Here is a 16,635-nt window from a genome sequence, read left to right as displayed (position 1 = left end):
GTCTCTTGGGAACAGCAACGCAACCTCCCTATCGAACAACGATAAGGCTGTTGCTCTCATAACGCCATCTCCGCGTTTCTCGCGGGGATGGCCATTCTCTCACAAGCAAATGCAGAACAACTGGACAAACCTAAAACTCACGGAATTGAACAGCCCGAAAGACGGGGGATTCATTTTTTGAAAGGCAGCAACTTCCAGCCACTGCCCTCAGACATCTACCTCGACCTTCAATCGGAACCTTGGCCGACCAGGTGCTATCCGATTTCACTCTTGAGCAGATTTCCCAATCCCAGCATAATCAAAAACCCAACAACCCACTGACAATGAACAAACTTCTTCTGTCTCTCACCCTTCTTAGCCTCCCCTTGCGGGCCGCACCCGACACCGTTGACCAGGCCTTTGCCAGCACCGCAGGCTCCTTCTACGACGAGGTCCAACTGGGAGGCCCAGCCTCAATGTTGATTCAACCTGACGGAAAATTACTGGTGGGTTCCAACTGGATGTCGGCCCAGAACGGCACGCTTTACACTCCTTTGGTCCGTTTCAATCTGGATGGAACGACAGACCACACTTTCCACGCAGACGCGACTCCCAACGGTCAGGGTTCGGGCATTTTCTACGACCTCCCGGGCCAGCCCGAGGTCCATGGACTCGCGCTGCAATCAGATGGAAAGATCATTGCGGTCGGTTGTATGCAGGGCATGAGGGATGGCGTCACCACGGGCTCCTCGACCAACGCCCTCATCTCCAACGGCATCGTCCGCATCACCGCGAACGGAGACCCCGACGTCACTTTCCAGAGCGCGGGAATCGACACCGAGTTCATCGACGAAGTCGTCACTACCTCCGATGATAAGATCATCATTGCGGGCGGCTTCAATTCAGTTCGGAATCAGGGTGGCTCCTTCATCTCCCGCGAAGGAATTGCTCGCCTGAATGCCGACGGTTCGCTCGACACAAGCTTCCAGGTGGTCCCCTCTTCACTTGGCTCTTTCGATGCCGGAACCCTCTTTATCCGACAAGTTGCTCCTACCGCGAATGGAAAGTATTACATCGTGGGAAGCGCCCGTCCTGCGGGAGGCACCTTCTCGGATAGCGCGCCCATCCTTGCCCGCATCAATTCCGACGGCTCCTTGGATGGTTCTTTCGCTCCCAGCTTCCCTCAGGGCGTCGATTCTTTTTCCGGGGTGGTGCTCGAGCCAGCGGGAACGATCGTCGCACTCGGGTCCTACGGAAATACTGCCAGCAGCAACAACTTTATGGGGCGCTTCACCGAGACCGGCTCTCCCTCCGGCAGCTTCACGCTGGACGCCTCTTTGCCAAAAGTCTCAGCCCGTCCTCTCCGTCAGGATCCGCTGGGCCGCTTCCTTCTCTCCAAGCGAGACCCCAGCCTCGGGAATACCCAGTTGGTGCGAATCAATAATGATGGTTCGCTCGATGCGACCTTCAATGCTTCCGGCACTGGAATCACGGGCAACAACACTGCCTACTTCAATCAATCCATCACCTCTCCCACCGGCAAGATCTATGCTGGAGGAAGCTTTAGCGGCGTCAATGGTGAACCAACCATCAAGATTGCCGCCTTCGAGGGCGACTACATCCCCAACTCGCCCGGCACGATCCAAATGGGCACCTTCGCAGTGTCGGCTGCAGAATGCGACCTCACCTTGCGGGTCCCCGTCACCCGCATCGGAGGAGCTACCGGCGCGGCCACGGTTGATTACTCTTTTGCCGACATCAATGCCACCGCCGGCAGCGACTACACAACGACTGCAGGCACAATCAGCTTTGCGGCGGGAGAAGCGGGAACGAAATACATCGACGTCGCTCTAACGGCTGACGCCTTGGTGGAAACTCTTGAAGTCTTCACCGTCACTCTCAGCAACCCCACAGGCGCCACGCTCGGGACCACGGTGGAAACCTACGCCACCATCATCGATTCCAACTCGCCCCCGCTCATCATTGCCGAACCATCTCCACTCTACGTGCCTCCCTTTGAGTTTTTCCAACTGGCAGTAGGTGCCATTTCCGGCAAAGACCCCACGACCTATCAGTGGTTCAAAGATGGCTCGCCCATTTCGGGAGCAACTTCGCCACTTTACTTCGCCACCAATGCCAACGCAGCCCAGCATGATGGCGATTACACGGTCACCGTCACCAACCCGAACGGCACCGTCACCTCTGCGGTCGCAACCGTGGTGGTCAAAGATCCCGCCGATCTCTCCTTTGCCCTTTCCTCGACCTCGGCCATCGAATCTGATGGCACCCTCGAGGTCACCCTAACCCGCTCCGGTTCCTCCGTGAACGCGGTCTCGGTCGACGTCACCGCATTCGCGGGCACCGCTTCCAGTGCCGACTACTCGTTCGCGACCCAAACTGTTTCCTGGGCCGACGGAGACCTCGCCGACAAAACCATTACCGTCACCCTCACCGATGATAGCGAGATTGAATCGACCGAAACTCTCCAGCTTGTCCTCGTGAATTATTCACCCGACGCCCGGCCCGGGACGAATAGCTCGATTCTAATCGAGATCCTCGACGACGACACCCCTCTCACAATCGCCACCCAGCCCCTCCCGTCGCAGCAGCTGCAAGAAGACGAAACCCTCACCCTCACGGTGACGGCAGACAGCCCGACACCTTTGAGCTATCAATGGCTGCGCGATGGCACGCCTTTGCCGGGGGAAGTCGCGGCCACCCTGACCCTCGATCCAGTCACCCTCGCGGGCTCCGGAAGCTATACGGTGGAAGTCACCAATGCCGCAGGTACGGTTACCAGTGACTCCGCGGAGGTCCTTGTGAAACCCGCTCCCTACTTCGCCACGGCGGCTCCCCCTACTCCCGATCTCGACCAGAATATTTTCTCGATCGCCCTCATCGACAATCAAACCGCGTGGGTTGCGGGACAGTCCTCGACCTTGGGATTCATCATTCAAAAAGTCTCGCTCGACCCGACCGTCCCCGTGGTCACCATCACTCTCAATTCACAGGCCGAACAGGTCGTGACACTACCTGGAGGAGGGGTAGCCGCGCGCGGATACTTCACCACTGTCAACGGGCAGAGCCAATCCTTTATCGCCAAATTCAATCCCGACGGCACCCTTGCCACCGGACAGATCACCAGCAACCTGACCAAGCGGCCCTCGGTGATCGCAGTCGATGACGCCGGGCGAATCCTCGTGGGCGAAGGCACCAGCGGCGTTTACGAAACGATGCACCGCTTCAATGCCGATGGCAGCCTCGACGCGGCTTTTCCGCAAGTGAGCTTTGGCTACAACCCTAACATCGAGTCCATCCTGGTCGACGGCTCACATATCTACGTGGGGGGTCGCTTCACTTCGTCCGGCACCGGAACCGCGGGGAACTACCTCACCAAACTGAATGATGACGGCACCCGCGACGAGAGCTTCAACTTCACGACCAACGTCCTGCCTCTCGCAATCGAGAAAATGGACGACGGGAAGCTCGCCATCCTCGCCCAGCAGAGCTTCGGCACCGTTAGCCAATGGGTTCGGATCATCAACCCTGACGGCAGCCTCGACACCTCGCCCGCATCTCTAGGTTCCCTGAGCTACTTCGATCTGGGGGTCGATGACAATGGAACGATTTATTCACCGCGGGCCAATACCCCCTACCTGGCAGTCTCGAATGGAGATCCTGATTTCACCACCAAGATGGGACCTTTCAATAATGTCGTATCCTCCATCGAAGTTGACCAGGCGGGGAGAGTTTGGGTCGCAGGAGCCTTCACCACCTTGAATGGCAATCCCGTCCCTCACCTCGTCGTGCTCAACGGCACCCCCGGTGAGCTGGCGATCGTGGAACACCCCTCACTCGTTGCTGCCGAGGTTGGGGAAAGTGCGAGCTTCAGCGTGGACGCGGTATCCTCCGGCACCATCGCCTACCAGTGGCGAAAGGACGGAGTCGACCTTCCCGGCGAAACCGGATCGACCCTCACCGTAGGTAGCCTCGCTCCAAGTGATTCCGCATTCTACGATGTAGTCGTCACCAATACCGAGACCAACCTCACCCTCCCATCCAACCTCGCTGAACTCATCGTGCTGGGAGCACCGGAGGTGAGAGAGTCTCCGGCGTCCAAGACCCTCATCGTTGGAGATGGCATCACCCTCCAGCCCAAGTTCTACGCCAGTAGTCCCTACACCCTGCAATGGCAGAAAAATGGCGTTGATATTCCCGGGGCAAATTCCGCCACCTACGAGATATCTAGTAGCGAGCTCACAGACTCGGGGAACTACACCCTCGCCATCACCAATGCATTGGGCTCGGCCAGCACGGTCCCCGCCAACATCCAGTTCATTCCCGACCCCACCGGACTCGTCGATGGCTTCGTGCCCGCGAGCTATATGCTTTCCTACCCGGAGCACATCACGCCAACCCCTGACGGCGGTGCCTATCTCGGCGGAAACTTCTATAACATCACCCATCCCGCCGGAGCGTTCAATGATCGCCTCGCCAAAGTCGATGCCAGCGGCGCCCCCGTCACCTCCTTTGCTCCGGCAACTAACAACGGCAGCGCCAACCGTTCCACTGACGCAGCCCTCGACTCCAGCGGCCTCCCGATCCTCGTCAGCACCCAGAACAGCTATGGCTTCCTGATTAACGGAAACTACTACCATGTGGTTAAGCTCAATGCGGACGGCACGAACCACGAGCCCTTCACCACCAATGCTGATGCCGCTATCAACACTGCCTTCGGACTGGTTGCCGTCGATTCTCTGGACCGGGTCTATCTGGGTGGCTTCAACAATATCGACCGACTGAATGCCGACGGCACTCTCGACGCGACCTACGCCCCGACCTTCTCGGGCACTCCGCTGGAGATGATGCTCACTTCGGATGGAAAACTGCTCGTCATGACCTCAAGTTCATTGCAGCGGTTCAACGCCGACGGTTCACTCGATACCACCTTCATCCTCGATCCAAGCATCGGCACGACCCCGGCCTACGTAACCTTCGATGTTGGTCTGGACGGCCACATCCATCTGGCGGCTGCCAATAGCACCGCGCAAAGAATCCATCAGCTCTCGGCGGATGGCACTTTACTCTCCACCATCGACAACTTGGGATTCACTGGCTCGAACACTCTCTACGACATCGCGGTTCAGCCCAATGGCAAATACCTCACCGCCCACTCGCAAGCCCCCTACCTCTCGCGTGTGCTCTCCGACGGCTCCCCCGATCCTCTCTTCGATATCGGGACTGGATTCAACAGCCCTATTCGTAAAATCGAGGTCACCGAAGACGGAAAAATCTGGGTCAGCGGCGGCTTCAACACCTTCAAAGGAGTCACTCACTATGGATACGCCCTCCTCAATGGCGACCCGGTCGACGTGATCATTCTTGAGCAGCCGGGCAATACCTTCGCCGACCTCGGTTCCACTGCGGAACTCAGCATAAGCGCAAGTGGTCTGGGTGGTGCGCCGGTCACTTTCCAATGGTTGAAGGATGGCCTGGAGCTCACTGGTGAGACCTCAGCCACCCTGACTATCGCCAACGCCCAGGAAAGCGACGAGGGCCGCTACGAAGTCGTCATCACCAACACCATCACTGGGCGCGACCGCACGAGTTCGGCCGCAACTCTCACAGTGCTTGCGGAACCAGAGATCCTGACCTTTTCCGAAACGACCTTCGACCTGGAAGTCGGCGACGCTCTCGAACTGAGCGTCTCGGCCCAAGGCGCGGGCACTCTTACCTATCAATGGAAAAAAGACGGCGTGGACATTCCCGGCGCCACCTCGGAGACCTTTGCAATCTCGATGACCGAGGAAACCGATACCGGCGTTTACTCCGTTGTGGTCACCAATAGCTTCGGCGATACCAGCTCCGATGCGGTGACCGTCACCGTGGTCTTCGCACCCGCCGCAATCAGCCCGGACTTCGACGACCGCCTCGTCTTCAATAGCACCATCTATGCTATCCTTCCCTTGCCCGACGGACGGACTCTGGTCGGCGGTGGATTTTCCAGCATCACTTTCGATGGACAATATTACCCCATCGACGAGCTCGCCCTGCTCAATGCCGATGGTTCGCTCGATACCACCATGGACTTCAACCCCAATGGTCAGGTCCGTTGCCTGACTCTGACCCCCGATGGAAAAATTCTCGTCGGCGGCACCTTCCAATCCATTGGAGGCGCTACCCGTCGACGAGTCGCCCGCCTCAATGCGGACTTGTCCATCGACCCGGGTTTCGATCCCGGGGTGGGTGCCAACAACACGGTTTACGACCTTCAACCCACTGCCGATGGCAAAGTGCTGGCGGGTGGTATTTTCAACCAATTCAATTCCGACAGCAACTTCGCCTATCTCGTCCGACTGAATGCCGACGGAAGCCTCGATGAGGACTTTAGCCCTCCCTCTCTCAACACCATTTACCGGGTTATCCCCCTCCCGAACAATCAGGTTCTTGTGGGGGGAGCCTTCTCCGCTGTGGCGAGCGGGAGCTACATCACCCGTCTCAATTCGGACGGAACGCGCGATTCCTCCTATCAGGGAACCCACTCCAATCATGTCTACACCATGGCCCTGCAACCTGACGGCAAACTGCTGCTCGCCGGACGCTTCGGGCGCTTGCGCCGCCTCCTCGACGATGGCACCGAGGACCCGACCTTCTCAACCTCTCTCAATGGAGACGCCTGGAGTTTGGCAGTGGATTCGGCTGGCAAAATCCTCGTTGGCGGTAACTTCACGGAAGCGAACAACGAAAGCTCCAGCTCCATCGCCCGGCTCAATTCCGACGGAACGACGGATACCAGCTTCGACGTTCAGGACGGAGCCAACAGCGTCGTCCAAGCAATTGCCCTCCAGCCCCTCGGCAGAATTTGGCTTGGGGGTGGATTTTCCACCTATCGGGGATCTGATGCCTCGCGACTCGTCCTACTCAATGGCAATCCATTGGAACTCGCAATCGTCTCCCACCCATCCTCCACGGCCATCGATCCAGGCACGACCGCGACCTTTTCCGTCACCGCTGCCGCCACTGACACCATCAATTATCAATGGCAAAAGAACGGCTCTGATTTGACGGACACTGGAGACATCTCGGGAACGACCTCCAACACCCTCAGCATTGCCAATGCCGACGAGAACGCCGAGGGCGAATACCGCGTGATCGTCACCCATAGTACGACCAACGAAACCCTCACCTCCAACAGCGCCGAACTCGTGGTGCTGGGCGCCCCCGAAATCCTGGCCCAGCCCGAGGACCTCACGGTCGAGACGGGATTTGATTCCGTCTTCACGGTGGATGCGCGGGGGGCTTCTCCGGTCAGCTATCAATGGTTTAAGGACGGCTCCCCCCTTAGCGACGACACGAATATCACTGGCGCCACCACCGCCGAGCTCACTCTCAGCGACCTCTCTCTCGAAGACAGCGGAACCGTCTTCGTGCGCATCTCCAACGGTCTTGGCAGCGTTGACTCCCTCACCGTCGACCTCGACGTCGTGCGCCTTCCCGCCTCGCGGGATCGCTCGATTGTTTTGCCCAGTTTCAACAGCACTGTCCGCGCACTCTATCCCAATGATGACGGCAGCTTTGTGGCAGGTGGCTTCTTCACCTCGCTCACCCATCCCAACGGCTCGTCCAGTCGACGGTATTTGACCAAAATCAATGCCGACGGAACCCCGGACCTCACTTTCCCACAGGTCGTCGGAAACGGTAACATTGCCTCCATTGATATCGATTCCAACGGTCGCTATCTCGTGGGTGGTCGCTTCACCCAACTCAATGCCAATGGGTCCTTTGTTAACATCAACTACATCGCACGAATCAACTCCGATGGCACCATCGACTCCACTTTCGACCCGGGGACCGGACCGAATAGTGACATCCTCCAGGTCAAAGTTCTCCCTAACAATCAGGTAATGGTCACAGGTTACTTCACGAGCTTCGCGGGCCAATCTGGCACGGCATATGTCTGTCGCCTGAATGAAGACGGTAGCGTCGATACCAGCTTCGTCTCACAAGCGACAAGCGCTGTCGAAGACATCACCTGCGTAGGAAGCGATTACTATTTGGCAGGCGGAGGCTATCCCGGCAGCACCCGACAAGTTCGCATCGATGCGACAGGAGCCCCCGTTTCCGGTTACACCTACAATGGAAACCTCACCATCTCCGATGTCATCCCAACCAATGACGGCGGAGTGCTCACCGGCAGCATCAGCTATCCCTACATCGAAAAAGTCGACGCCAGCGGCAACCGCAGCGCAACTTGGCCCAGCCTCGCCAACTCCGGCGGCCCCAACACCCGCGTCTACGAACTCGCTCAGTTCGACAGCACCCGCAGCATCATCGCTGGTCAGTTCTCCACCTACAGCGGACAGACGATGAACAACATAGTGATCGTCAACAGCGATGGAGTGCCCGAACCCGATTTCAATCCCGGCTCCGGCTTCGATGGCAGCTACCCGGAGGTCATCAAGGTCGACGCGCAAGGCCGTATTTGGTGTGGAGGAGGATTCAACACCTACAATGGCGAGAACGTCGGAAAAATCGTAGTGCTCAACGGATACCTGGACTCCCCCTCGGATCCCTATCTCGACTACCTCGCCAACTTCAACCTCCCAGCCAACGAGCTCGGGGAAAACGACGACCCGGATGGCGACGACTTCCCCAATTTGTTAGAGTTCATCTACTCTACGGATCCTTCCACCGGCCCCTCCCCCGAGGTGGTATCCGACACGGGGACCAGCACCGGTGACGACCTCAGCACCGCCTATCCAACCTTGGGCTTCGCCGCTGGCGAGCAATACCAAACCTTCACCGTGCTGGTGCCAAAGGATCTGCAAGGCACCACCCTCGAAGTGGAGACCTCCACCAATCTCCAGAACTTTGGAGACGGCACCATCGATCCGGTCTTGCTGGAAAGCGCGTCCTTCAACGCTCTTTACGACATCCGCACCTACGCCTACGATCAGCCTCTGAGCGTCGCCCCCACCGCCTATGCCCGGGTCGTGGGAAGCCGCTAGTTCGATAGTCCTCAATCTAACAAAGGTATGAAAACAACAACCACCCTGTTCTTCGCTGGAGCGCTTTGCCTCGGTGTCCTTGCCACCGCCTGCGGCCCCACCACTCCGCGCACCACCCTGTCCAACCTGCCGCAGAGCTCGGTCTCGGTCATCGACCCCTCATGGGAAAAGGCTAATGAGATTGTGATGAGCAGTCTCAACGAGGGAGGCTCCCTCGCCGCTCTTTCCATCCCGGTCTTGCGCGCTCCTTCCCTGGAGTCCTCGTGGGGAAAGCCTTCGGTGGAAACTTCTCCCCAAGGATTCTACCGCCTGACCTACGAAGACCCCAACCGTCCCTTCGAACGCCTCCTCATCTACGGTTCGCCCAAGCCGTTCCCCCGTCCCATCGCTCCGCCCAAGATTCTTTCTGAAGAGATGGTCAATGGCGGACTGGGCACGGTGGAAAAAACACAGCGCTGGCAGAGCACCACCGTTCTGGGCCAAACCGTGCCCTGGTATATTGAGAGCACCGGCGGCGGGGCGGATGGCGAATACTTCTCCACCGTGGGAATTCGTCTGACTGGCCCCGATGACCGGGTTGGCTATTACCGGCTTGTTATCGAGACCATCACCGGACAAGCCCCGGCTCGCTTTTCCAAGGTGGGTTGGTAGAATTCTTCCGCCATGAAAACCCTTCTCCCATTCCTCGCGACAGCGCTTGTCGGTTTGGCTGCCTGCAGCTCGACCGACACTCCCGAAAACGCCAACCTTCCCGCGACCACCCTCGATGTCGACGCTCCGGTTCTCACTGCCCGGGGACTGGGCAAGGGCTGGGAGCAGCAATGGCAGACGGTCTCGAACGACGGCCAATCCTACGAAATCCGCTACCGACATCAGAGCGACCCCTTTGAGCAACTCGTCATCTACGGCTCCACCAAGCCCTTTCCCAAAAGGGCGAAGCCGCCCGTCCTGACCACTCCTTCGCGGGATGGTCTCTACGAAGACGACCCCGGCATCAAGACTCCCCAGAGCTGGAAATCAACCCGAGTCATGGGCCAAACCGTTCGTTGGTATCAGGAGGATGTCGCTGATGGTGCGGACGGCAGCTACTACTCCACGGAAGGATTTCCTCTCACTTCTCCGGAAGGAAAAACTGGCTACTACCGGCTTGTTATCGAAAGCGTGACCGGAGCCGCCCCCGCCCGCTTCTCGAAGGTTGGCTGGTAGAATCAAAAAACGATGAAATCCCCTCTCTTCTCCCTTGTGGGCTTGGCTGGCATTCTTTGCTGCATCACTTGGGCCTGCTCAACCAACAGCACCCAACCTGAAGCGGCCCCAGCCGAAACCACCGAGAAAAAGTGGCAAGCCCATCAGGCCGAGCTCCGCGAATCACTCCAAGAGGCCAAATCCCTCACCGCCATCAAGGTCCCCATTCTCAAATCATCCTTTCTGGAAAAGAAATGGGGCAAGCCGGAGATCCTCACCTCTCCCGAGGGACTTTACCGACTCTACTACAACGACCCCGAGAGCTCCTTTGACAACTTCACCATCACCGGCTCACCTGAACCCCTCCTCACTTTCGGCGAAACCCCGCCACCGATGGGCGGCATGGGTCCCTCGACCCCGCAAGAGTGGCAATCCACCCGCATCATGGGCCAGGAGGTGAAGTTCTTCATCGAGACCTCCGGCGGCAACAACGGCGAGATGTGGGCCACCGAAGCCTTCCCGCTGACTTCCCCCGATGGCCGCGTGGGCTACTACCGTCTTCAGACCGAATTCAACGATCTGGAGTCTCCCGAACGCTTCTCCAAAGTGGGCTGGTGAATCACTTCAGGGCCTTCGCTATAATCTTCTCACTCACCTTGCCTTCGCGCGGCACGCCAGGGGCAAAGAGTTGAATCCGCCACTCCTCTAACAGCCAGCCCACCCGCCAAAGCCTCGCCGCCTCCGGCCGGGCACGCCACTGCTTCAGCCAGTCCAGCCACAGCACATCCAACTGGCGTCGCTTTTCTTCATCCTTGACTAGCGGTAGGCTGTCCATGCGCTTGAGTCGTTCCTCGATGGCATCAAAGTGTCGCGCATAACGCAGCGCGCGATGAGCTCCCGCTTTCCACAAAAAGCCATCTCGCGAAAGCCACTCCAGCTCCTCGGTCAGGTCCGCCACGGTCTCGATGTAGAGCTTCTCATCAGCCTTGCTCCGAATCCACCGACTCGATTTCTCGTAGCTCTCCGCCGCCGCTTCCAGTTGGGACGCGATGGACTTGGCCACGTCCAGAACCCAGCCCCGCGCCACCTCCGAGGCCGCTGCAAACTCCTCCGCCGTGCGAGGCAACTCGTCGAATTTCTTGAGAAAGGCCCCCTCCACCGCCACCCGCATCACCTGCTCATCCAGGGCTTCCTTTTGATTCGGCCCAAACACCAGCTTCGCCAAAGGCCGCAGGAACCCGCGCTTCAGATGCCCACGCAGCATGGACCCGTGGTCCAACCAAAACAGTCTCACCACCCCCGCACGGTGACTTTCTTCCGCCTCTTCTTGATCAAGAAACGCCCGTGTCCCCACCGAACTCCCTTCGTCAACCAAAGCCGGATAGACCCCATCCACCTCCTGCGGCAAATCACCGAAAGACCAGAACGTTCCGCCCGTCATCTCCCACTCCTCGTTCGCCGCCGCCTCGCGTCGCGACCTCAGCAGCCCCGCGAGCTTCTCCTTCACCTCCCGCACATCTTCCGAGAACGCGAGCACCTTCCCCTTCTCATCACGCACCGTCACCGTTGGGCGCAGGCACTTGGGCAAGCGCGACTCGTCGAACATGGTGGGCTCGATCACAACTCCCGCGATTCCCGACAAAAACTCGCCAAGCGCTTCTAACAGGTCAACCTGAGGCTCCCACCCCGTCCACTCTTTTAGAAAATCCTCCGCTGTTCCCTTCACGGGCTGGAACCGCGTGCGCCAGTCCTTGGGCAGGCTGCGGATCAGTAACTCCACCCGCTCTTCTAACAGACCCGGTACCACCCAGCCCGGTAGGTAGTCGGGCAGATGCGGCAGCTCCGCCAATTCCAGCTCGAAGACCAAGCCATCATCATCGGCCTCCACATCGCAGACATACTCCACCAACCACTCGCGTCCCCCATGCTCAACGACATCGGGAAAAAGCATGAGACGGCTTTCGATGCCTTCCTCCCAGACGACATCGCGAATCCCAATCATGAGCTTTTCCTCATTCTGGTCCTGCCGACGCCAGGCATGAAAGGCCTTCGCCGTAGTCGCCTCCACCGGAATACGCGCGAAGTAAAAATCGTAGGCATACTCCTCCAGCCACATCCCGCCCACGCGCCGCAACTTCCGCTCCGCCGACGCCACTTGTCGACGCACTTTCGCCAAGCGCTCCAGACACGGCGGAACCGCTCCTCCGCCCTTCACCAAACGCCCCTCCAGAATCGCCTCCCGGATAAAGACCTCGTGCGCCGCCTTGGGCGAAACCCGGCCAAAGAACACCGCCCGCCCGGGCACTACGGTAAGCCCGCCTAACAGAACAGTCTCCTTGCCATAGACCGCCCCTTGACTCTCGTCCCAAGCCGGCGAGTGATAACGCTTTTTGCACAAATGCGGCGCCACTTCCTCCACCCACTCGGACTGCATCCACGCCACCTTGCGCGCCCACAGACGCGAGGTCTCCACCAGCTCGAAGGCGATCACCCACTCCGGCCGCTTCTTCTCCTTGAACAATCCCGAGCCGGGAAAAATGGCAAAGCCCATTCCTCCCACGCCCTTGTAGAGCTTCTTCTCCTTGTCCCACAGGCCCACCGAACGCGGCATTCCCGCCAGCAAGGCACAGTGAATTTCCTTATAATACTTGGCCGCCCGATTGCGCGAACCCTTCCCCTCACCAACCTCCACTTCGAAGGTCAGCTTACGCGGATCGGGCCTTTGCCCTTTTCCACAAAAGCTGCGCTCGATCTCCCCCACCACCTGGTCCCACTCCACCAACCTCCGGAAGTTGCAGTAGTTCTTCTGACAAAACTTGCGCAACTGATTCCGCTGAAAACGCCCTTTGCCATCCCGCAGCTTCGAGACCGCATTCCAAATCTTCAACAACGCGACAAAGTCCGAACGACCGTCGCGGAACTTTGCCTGCGCCTGATTGGCGGCATCCTCCTTGCCCTCGGGTCGCTCGCGCACATCCATCACCGACAGTCCGCCCACGATCACCAGCATCTCCGCCAGCACCCCACGCTTTTCGGCCTCCACCAACATGCGGCCCAAGCGCGGGTCGAGCGGCAACTTCGCCAGCCGCCAACCCACCTCGGAAAGCCCATTACGTCCATCGGCTTGCAAGGCATCGACTTCCTCGAGGGTCTTCATCCCCTCCTTGATTGCCTTGCTGTTCGGCGGGTCGACAAAGGGAAAGTCCTCGATCTCGCCTAAGCCCAGAGCCTTCATCTTGAGAATGACCCCGCCCAAGGAACTGCGCCGAATCTCCGGGTCGGTGAACTCTGAAGCTTCCTCCAGATCCATCTCATCATAAAGCTTCACGCACACCCCATCGCGCACCCGCCCACATCGCCCCCGTCGCTGTCGGGCACTGGCCTGCGAAATCTGCTCGATCTGCAAACGCTGAATCCCCCGCTGCGGCGACCACCGGCTCACGCGCGCTAGCCCACTATCGATTACATAGACAATGCCCGGAATGGTCAGCGAAGTCTCCGCCACATTTGTCGCAAGCACGATGCGTCGCTTGCGACTGGGTGAAAAAACCCGCTGCTGGTCCCCCATCGACAACCGGGCAAAAACCGGCAGCACCTCGGTATCGCGAAACCCTCTATCCTCCACCGCATTGGCCGCCTCACGAATCTCCCGTTCCCCGGGCAAAAAGACCAGCACATCACCGGTCCTGTCGTAGGCATCCACCCACTCCACCCCACGCACCACCTGGTCCGCCAGATACTCACCACTCGAAGGAGGCAAAAAGAAATCCTCCACGGGAAAGGTCCGCCCCTCCACCAGCACCATGGGAGCCTGTGGCGTGGACGTCTCGTCCACGCGTTCCATTCCAGAATCAAGGGGGACGGAACGTCCACCACCCGAGGCAAAGAACTTCGAAAAACTTCCCGCGTCCAGCGTCGCCGAGGAAATCACAACCCGCAGATCCTTCCGCCGCTCTAACAGCTGCTTCAGAATCCCCAGCAAAAAGTCAATATTCAGCGACCGCTCGTGGGCCTCATCGATGATGATGGTGTGATACTTGCGCAAGTCCCGGTCCCCCTGCAGCTCCGCGAGCAGGATTCCATCGGTCATGAACTTCAGCTGGGTATCCTTCGTGGTCCGCTTGTCGAAACGCACCTCGTAGCCCACCTCGTTGCCGGGCTGAACCTTCAGCTCCTCTGCCACCCGCTTGGCCACACTGGTCGCCGCCAATCGACGCGGCTGCGTGCAACCCACCATCCCCCGCTTGCCCTCGGCCAAAGCCAACTCCAGCGCCATCTTCGGCAACTGCGTCGTCTTCCCCGAGCCCGTCTCCCCCACCACCACCACCACCTGCGCCGAGCGCATCGCCTCCAGAATCTCTTCCTTGCGAGAAGAAACCGGGAGTTCTGGATAGGTGATTTTCATCAATGATGTCAGGACGGGACTAAAGCCCTATTACTCTCTTTGCACCGCTTTCTCTAGTTCTTCGTAAGCCCCAAGTGCGCCTTCGCGTTTGCACCAGTTTTTCAAGACACTCCAGTCGATTCTCTCTGCTTGTTTCTTACAAACCAACACCGCCTGGTCAAACGTGTCACGGGTCTGCCAGTGGATATAACCTGCCAGCCGATCTTTCACACAGTCGGTTGGTGATAAAATTTTCAGAATTTCACCCGACACCAACTCCTCTGCAGGCGTCACCGGAAACTCTTCCCCTAGCTCGACTGGCCCCTTCGGAAACTCGACCAGAAGATGCTCACATTGGGGATGGCCGAAATACCTACCCGCCCGAGCCTCAAAGCCAATCGCCGTCAAAACCTCTTCAATTCGTTTCCGCTCAAATTCATCAGGAACCATGTCTAGGTCTCCCGACTGATAGAGCCCCTCAGTATAGATCGCGACTACCGCGCCGCCCACCAACACCGTTTCGATTCCAGCCTTCTGCAGATGCCACGCAAGAAACCTCCAGACGTCCTCCTCCATAGCGACTGCCCAATTGGGCTCTGATATAGATTCATTCATTTCGACTTGAAATTAAAGTCATTTGACCCTATTTTCAAGTCATGAATTTATCAGCCTTGGGGGATATTCTTGGTAGCCGCTCAGCCGAAGCAGTTCTACTCCACCTCTTCCACCACGGCGAAACCTACGGACGAGCAGTCTCCAACGACCTCGATCTTAGCCTCGAACCGATTCAACGACAGTTGGAAAAATTTCGCCTAGCCGGTGTCCTCGTCTCCAAGAAACAAGGCCGAACTCTCGTCTACAGCTGGAACCCCAAATCACGAGTCGCACCCCGCCTCAGAGAGCTCGTCGCCGTCTGCTACGAGTCTATTCCCCTCGAACGCCGCACCTCCCTCTTCTCCACCCGCCGCCGTCCGCGCGCCAAAGACAAACCCGTCACCTGAAACCTCATACTTCAGCCAGCCAACGATTCCATTTCAAAACCACCCACCTTGCCCTCGTCAACACCAACGGTGTTGCGTCTCTCAGCCTAGGGCTGGCGGAGCCTACCCTGGGTCACCATTCCCTCAAATCCCCCAACACCAAAGGTGTTGCGTCCTCAGCAACAACCCCGTTTCACCCTCCACGCTTGCCAGCTATTGCGAACTCCACGTCTCAACCAACAATTCCTTCAATCGTGCCTCGAGAGCATCGATATCCACTCCGAATGGGCCGCGTTCACCGGCATACGCCACTTTTCCATCGGCTCCCAAGATGAAGAATCGCTCCGGGCTCGCGGAATAGGCGGTGGCGGCGGAATCATTCATATCGTCCAGCAAGACGGGGACCTTCAGCACCGATATTGGAACATCCTTCAGCAGCCGTCTGCCGATCGTCGAAGGTTTTGTGCGACTCGATTTGGACCGTCTTACTGGGACGGCGACCATCCGTGGGGTGAGCTTCCTGGATATAGATCCACCAGAAATCGGCATCTTCCCCGTAGGTTTCGTAAAGCTTCTGCAGGCGCCCGGCCAGCCTCATGAAAGGTCCTCAGGTGTGGGAGCCAAAGATGAGAACGGTGACTTTCTCCGGCTTGGAAAGATCCACCTTTCCCTCGCCCTCCAACTTCACCACCTCCACCTTGGGAATCGCGTCCCCCACCTTGGGCGCGATGTCAGTGCCCCGCCGCGATTGCGCAGCGAGCGGAAGGGAAAGCAACAGGAGAAGAGAGAGGAGCGGCGTTTTCATCTGACAAGTTCAACCCCGCCACTTGGGAGAGTTGCAACTCTGGTCAAACTTTCCCGCCGCGCGGGTCATCAGCTAGAGCCACTGAACCTCTGGCGGCATCTCGACAAAGACCCCATCCACACAGAACGGTTTGCCATCGAGGGTGACTCGAGAACCCTCGCCCAACCCGGCGATCAAGTCCCAATGCAAGGCACTCTTGTTGGTGTTCCCAGTCTCGGGATAGCCGGCCCCGAAGGCCAAGTGGAAGGAACCTCCCATTTTCTCATCAAAGAGTTTTGTAAGGGGTCAGACATT

At 58.4% G+C, this 16,635-nt stretch carries 9 protein-coding genes and 1 pseudogene; 5 read left to right on the top strand and 5 right to left on the bottom strand.

Translation table 11 applies throughout. The features are described from left to right. Nucleotides 1-323: 323 nt before the first annotated feature. From IE099_RS03600 to IE099_RS03585, 4 genes are read left to right on the top strand one after another with little or no spacing between them, the layout of a single operon-like run. Nucleotides 324-8,987 carry an immunoglobulin domain-containing protein gene (locus IE099_RS03600; RefSeq protein WP_189567429.1) on the top strand — a complete coding sequence of 2,888 codons (8,664 nt, stop codon included), beginning with the start codon at nt 324-326 and terminating at the stop codon, nt 8,985-8,987. A 27-nt stretch (nt 8,988-9,014) separates the two neighbouring features. Then, on the top strand, nt 9,015-9,638 hold the full coding sequence (locus IE099_RS03595) for a hypothetical protein (RefSeq protein WP_189567427.1): 624 nt from the start codon (nt 9,015-9,017) through the stop codon (nt 9,636-9,638). A gap of 12 nt (nt 9,639-9,650) precedes the next feature. Beyond that, nucleotides 9,651-10,193, top strand: coding sequence for a hypothetical protein (locus IE099_RS03590; RefSeq protein ID WP_189567425.1), 543 nt, complete (start codon nt 9,651-9,653; stop codon nt 10,191-10,193). Between the two features lie 12 nt (nt 10,194-10,205). Then, complete coding sequence (locus IE099_RS03585; RefSeq protein ID WP_189567423.1) at nt 10,206-10,790, top strand: hypothetical protein; 585 nt, start codon at nt 10,206-10,208, stop codon at nt 10,788-10,790. Between the two features lies 1 nt (nt 10,791). Here IE099_RS03585 and hrpA read toward each other — a convergent pair whose 3' ends face one another. Together hrpA and IE099_RS03575 are read right to left on the bottom strand one after the other, a co-directional pair. Beyond that, nucleotides 10,792-14,577, bottom strand: coding sequence for an ATP-dependent RNA helicase HrpA (gene hrpA, locus IE099_RS03580; protein ID WP_189567421.1), 3,786 nt, complete (start codon nt 14,575-14,577; stop codon nt 10,792-10,794). A 30-nt stretch (nt 14,578-14,607) separates the two neighbouring features. Beyond that, nucleotides 14,608-15,132, bottom strand: a complete 525-nt coding sequence (locus IE099_RS03575; RefSeq protein ID WP_229809370.1) for a hypothetical protein — start codon at nt 15,130-15,132, stop codon at nt 14,608-14,610. 80 nt (nt 15,133-15,212) lie between these two features. Here IE099_RS03575 and IE099_RS03570 point away from each other — a divergent pair, with 80 nt between their 5' ends. Then, nucleotides 15,213-15,557 (top strand): helix-turn-helix domain-containing protein, encoded by a 345-nt coding sequence (locus tag IE099_RS03570; RefSeq protein ID WP_189567419.1) that lies wholly within the window; start codon nt 15,213-15,215, stop codon nt 15,555-15,557. 192 nt (nt 15,558-15,749) lie between these two features. Here IE099_RS03570 and IE099_RS20755 read toward each other — a convergent pair. From IE099_RS20755 to IE099_RS03550, 3 genes and pseudogenes are all read right to left on the bottom strand, one after another. Beyond that, nucleotides 15,750-16,134: pseudogene (locus IE099_RS20755) on the bottom strand (deiodinase-like protein). A gap of 9 nt (nt 16,135-16,143) precedes the next feature. Then, nucleotides 16,144-16,341, bottom strand: coding sequence for a hypothetical protein (locus IE099_RS03555; protein ID WP_189567413.1), 198 nt, complete (start codon nt 16,339-16,341; stop codon nt 16,144-16,146). Nucleotides 16,342-16,413: 72 nt separating this feature from the next. Beyond that, entirely contained in the window at nt 16,414-16,599 is a 186-nt protein-coding gene (locus tag IE099_RS03550; protein WP_189567411.1) for a hypothetical protein, read from the bottom strand. Nucleotides 16,600-16,635 lie beyond the last annotated feature (36 nt).

Source organism: Roseibacillus persicicus (assembly GCF_014651675.1).
GTDB classification, from domain to species: domain Bacteria; phylum Verrucomicrobiota; class Verrucomicrobiia; order Verrucomicrobiales; family Akkermansiaceae; genus Roseibacillus; species Roseibacillus persicicus.
Note: the sequence above shows the minus strand (reverse complement) of the source record. Positions and strands in the feature narration are given on the sequence as shown.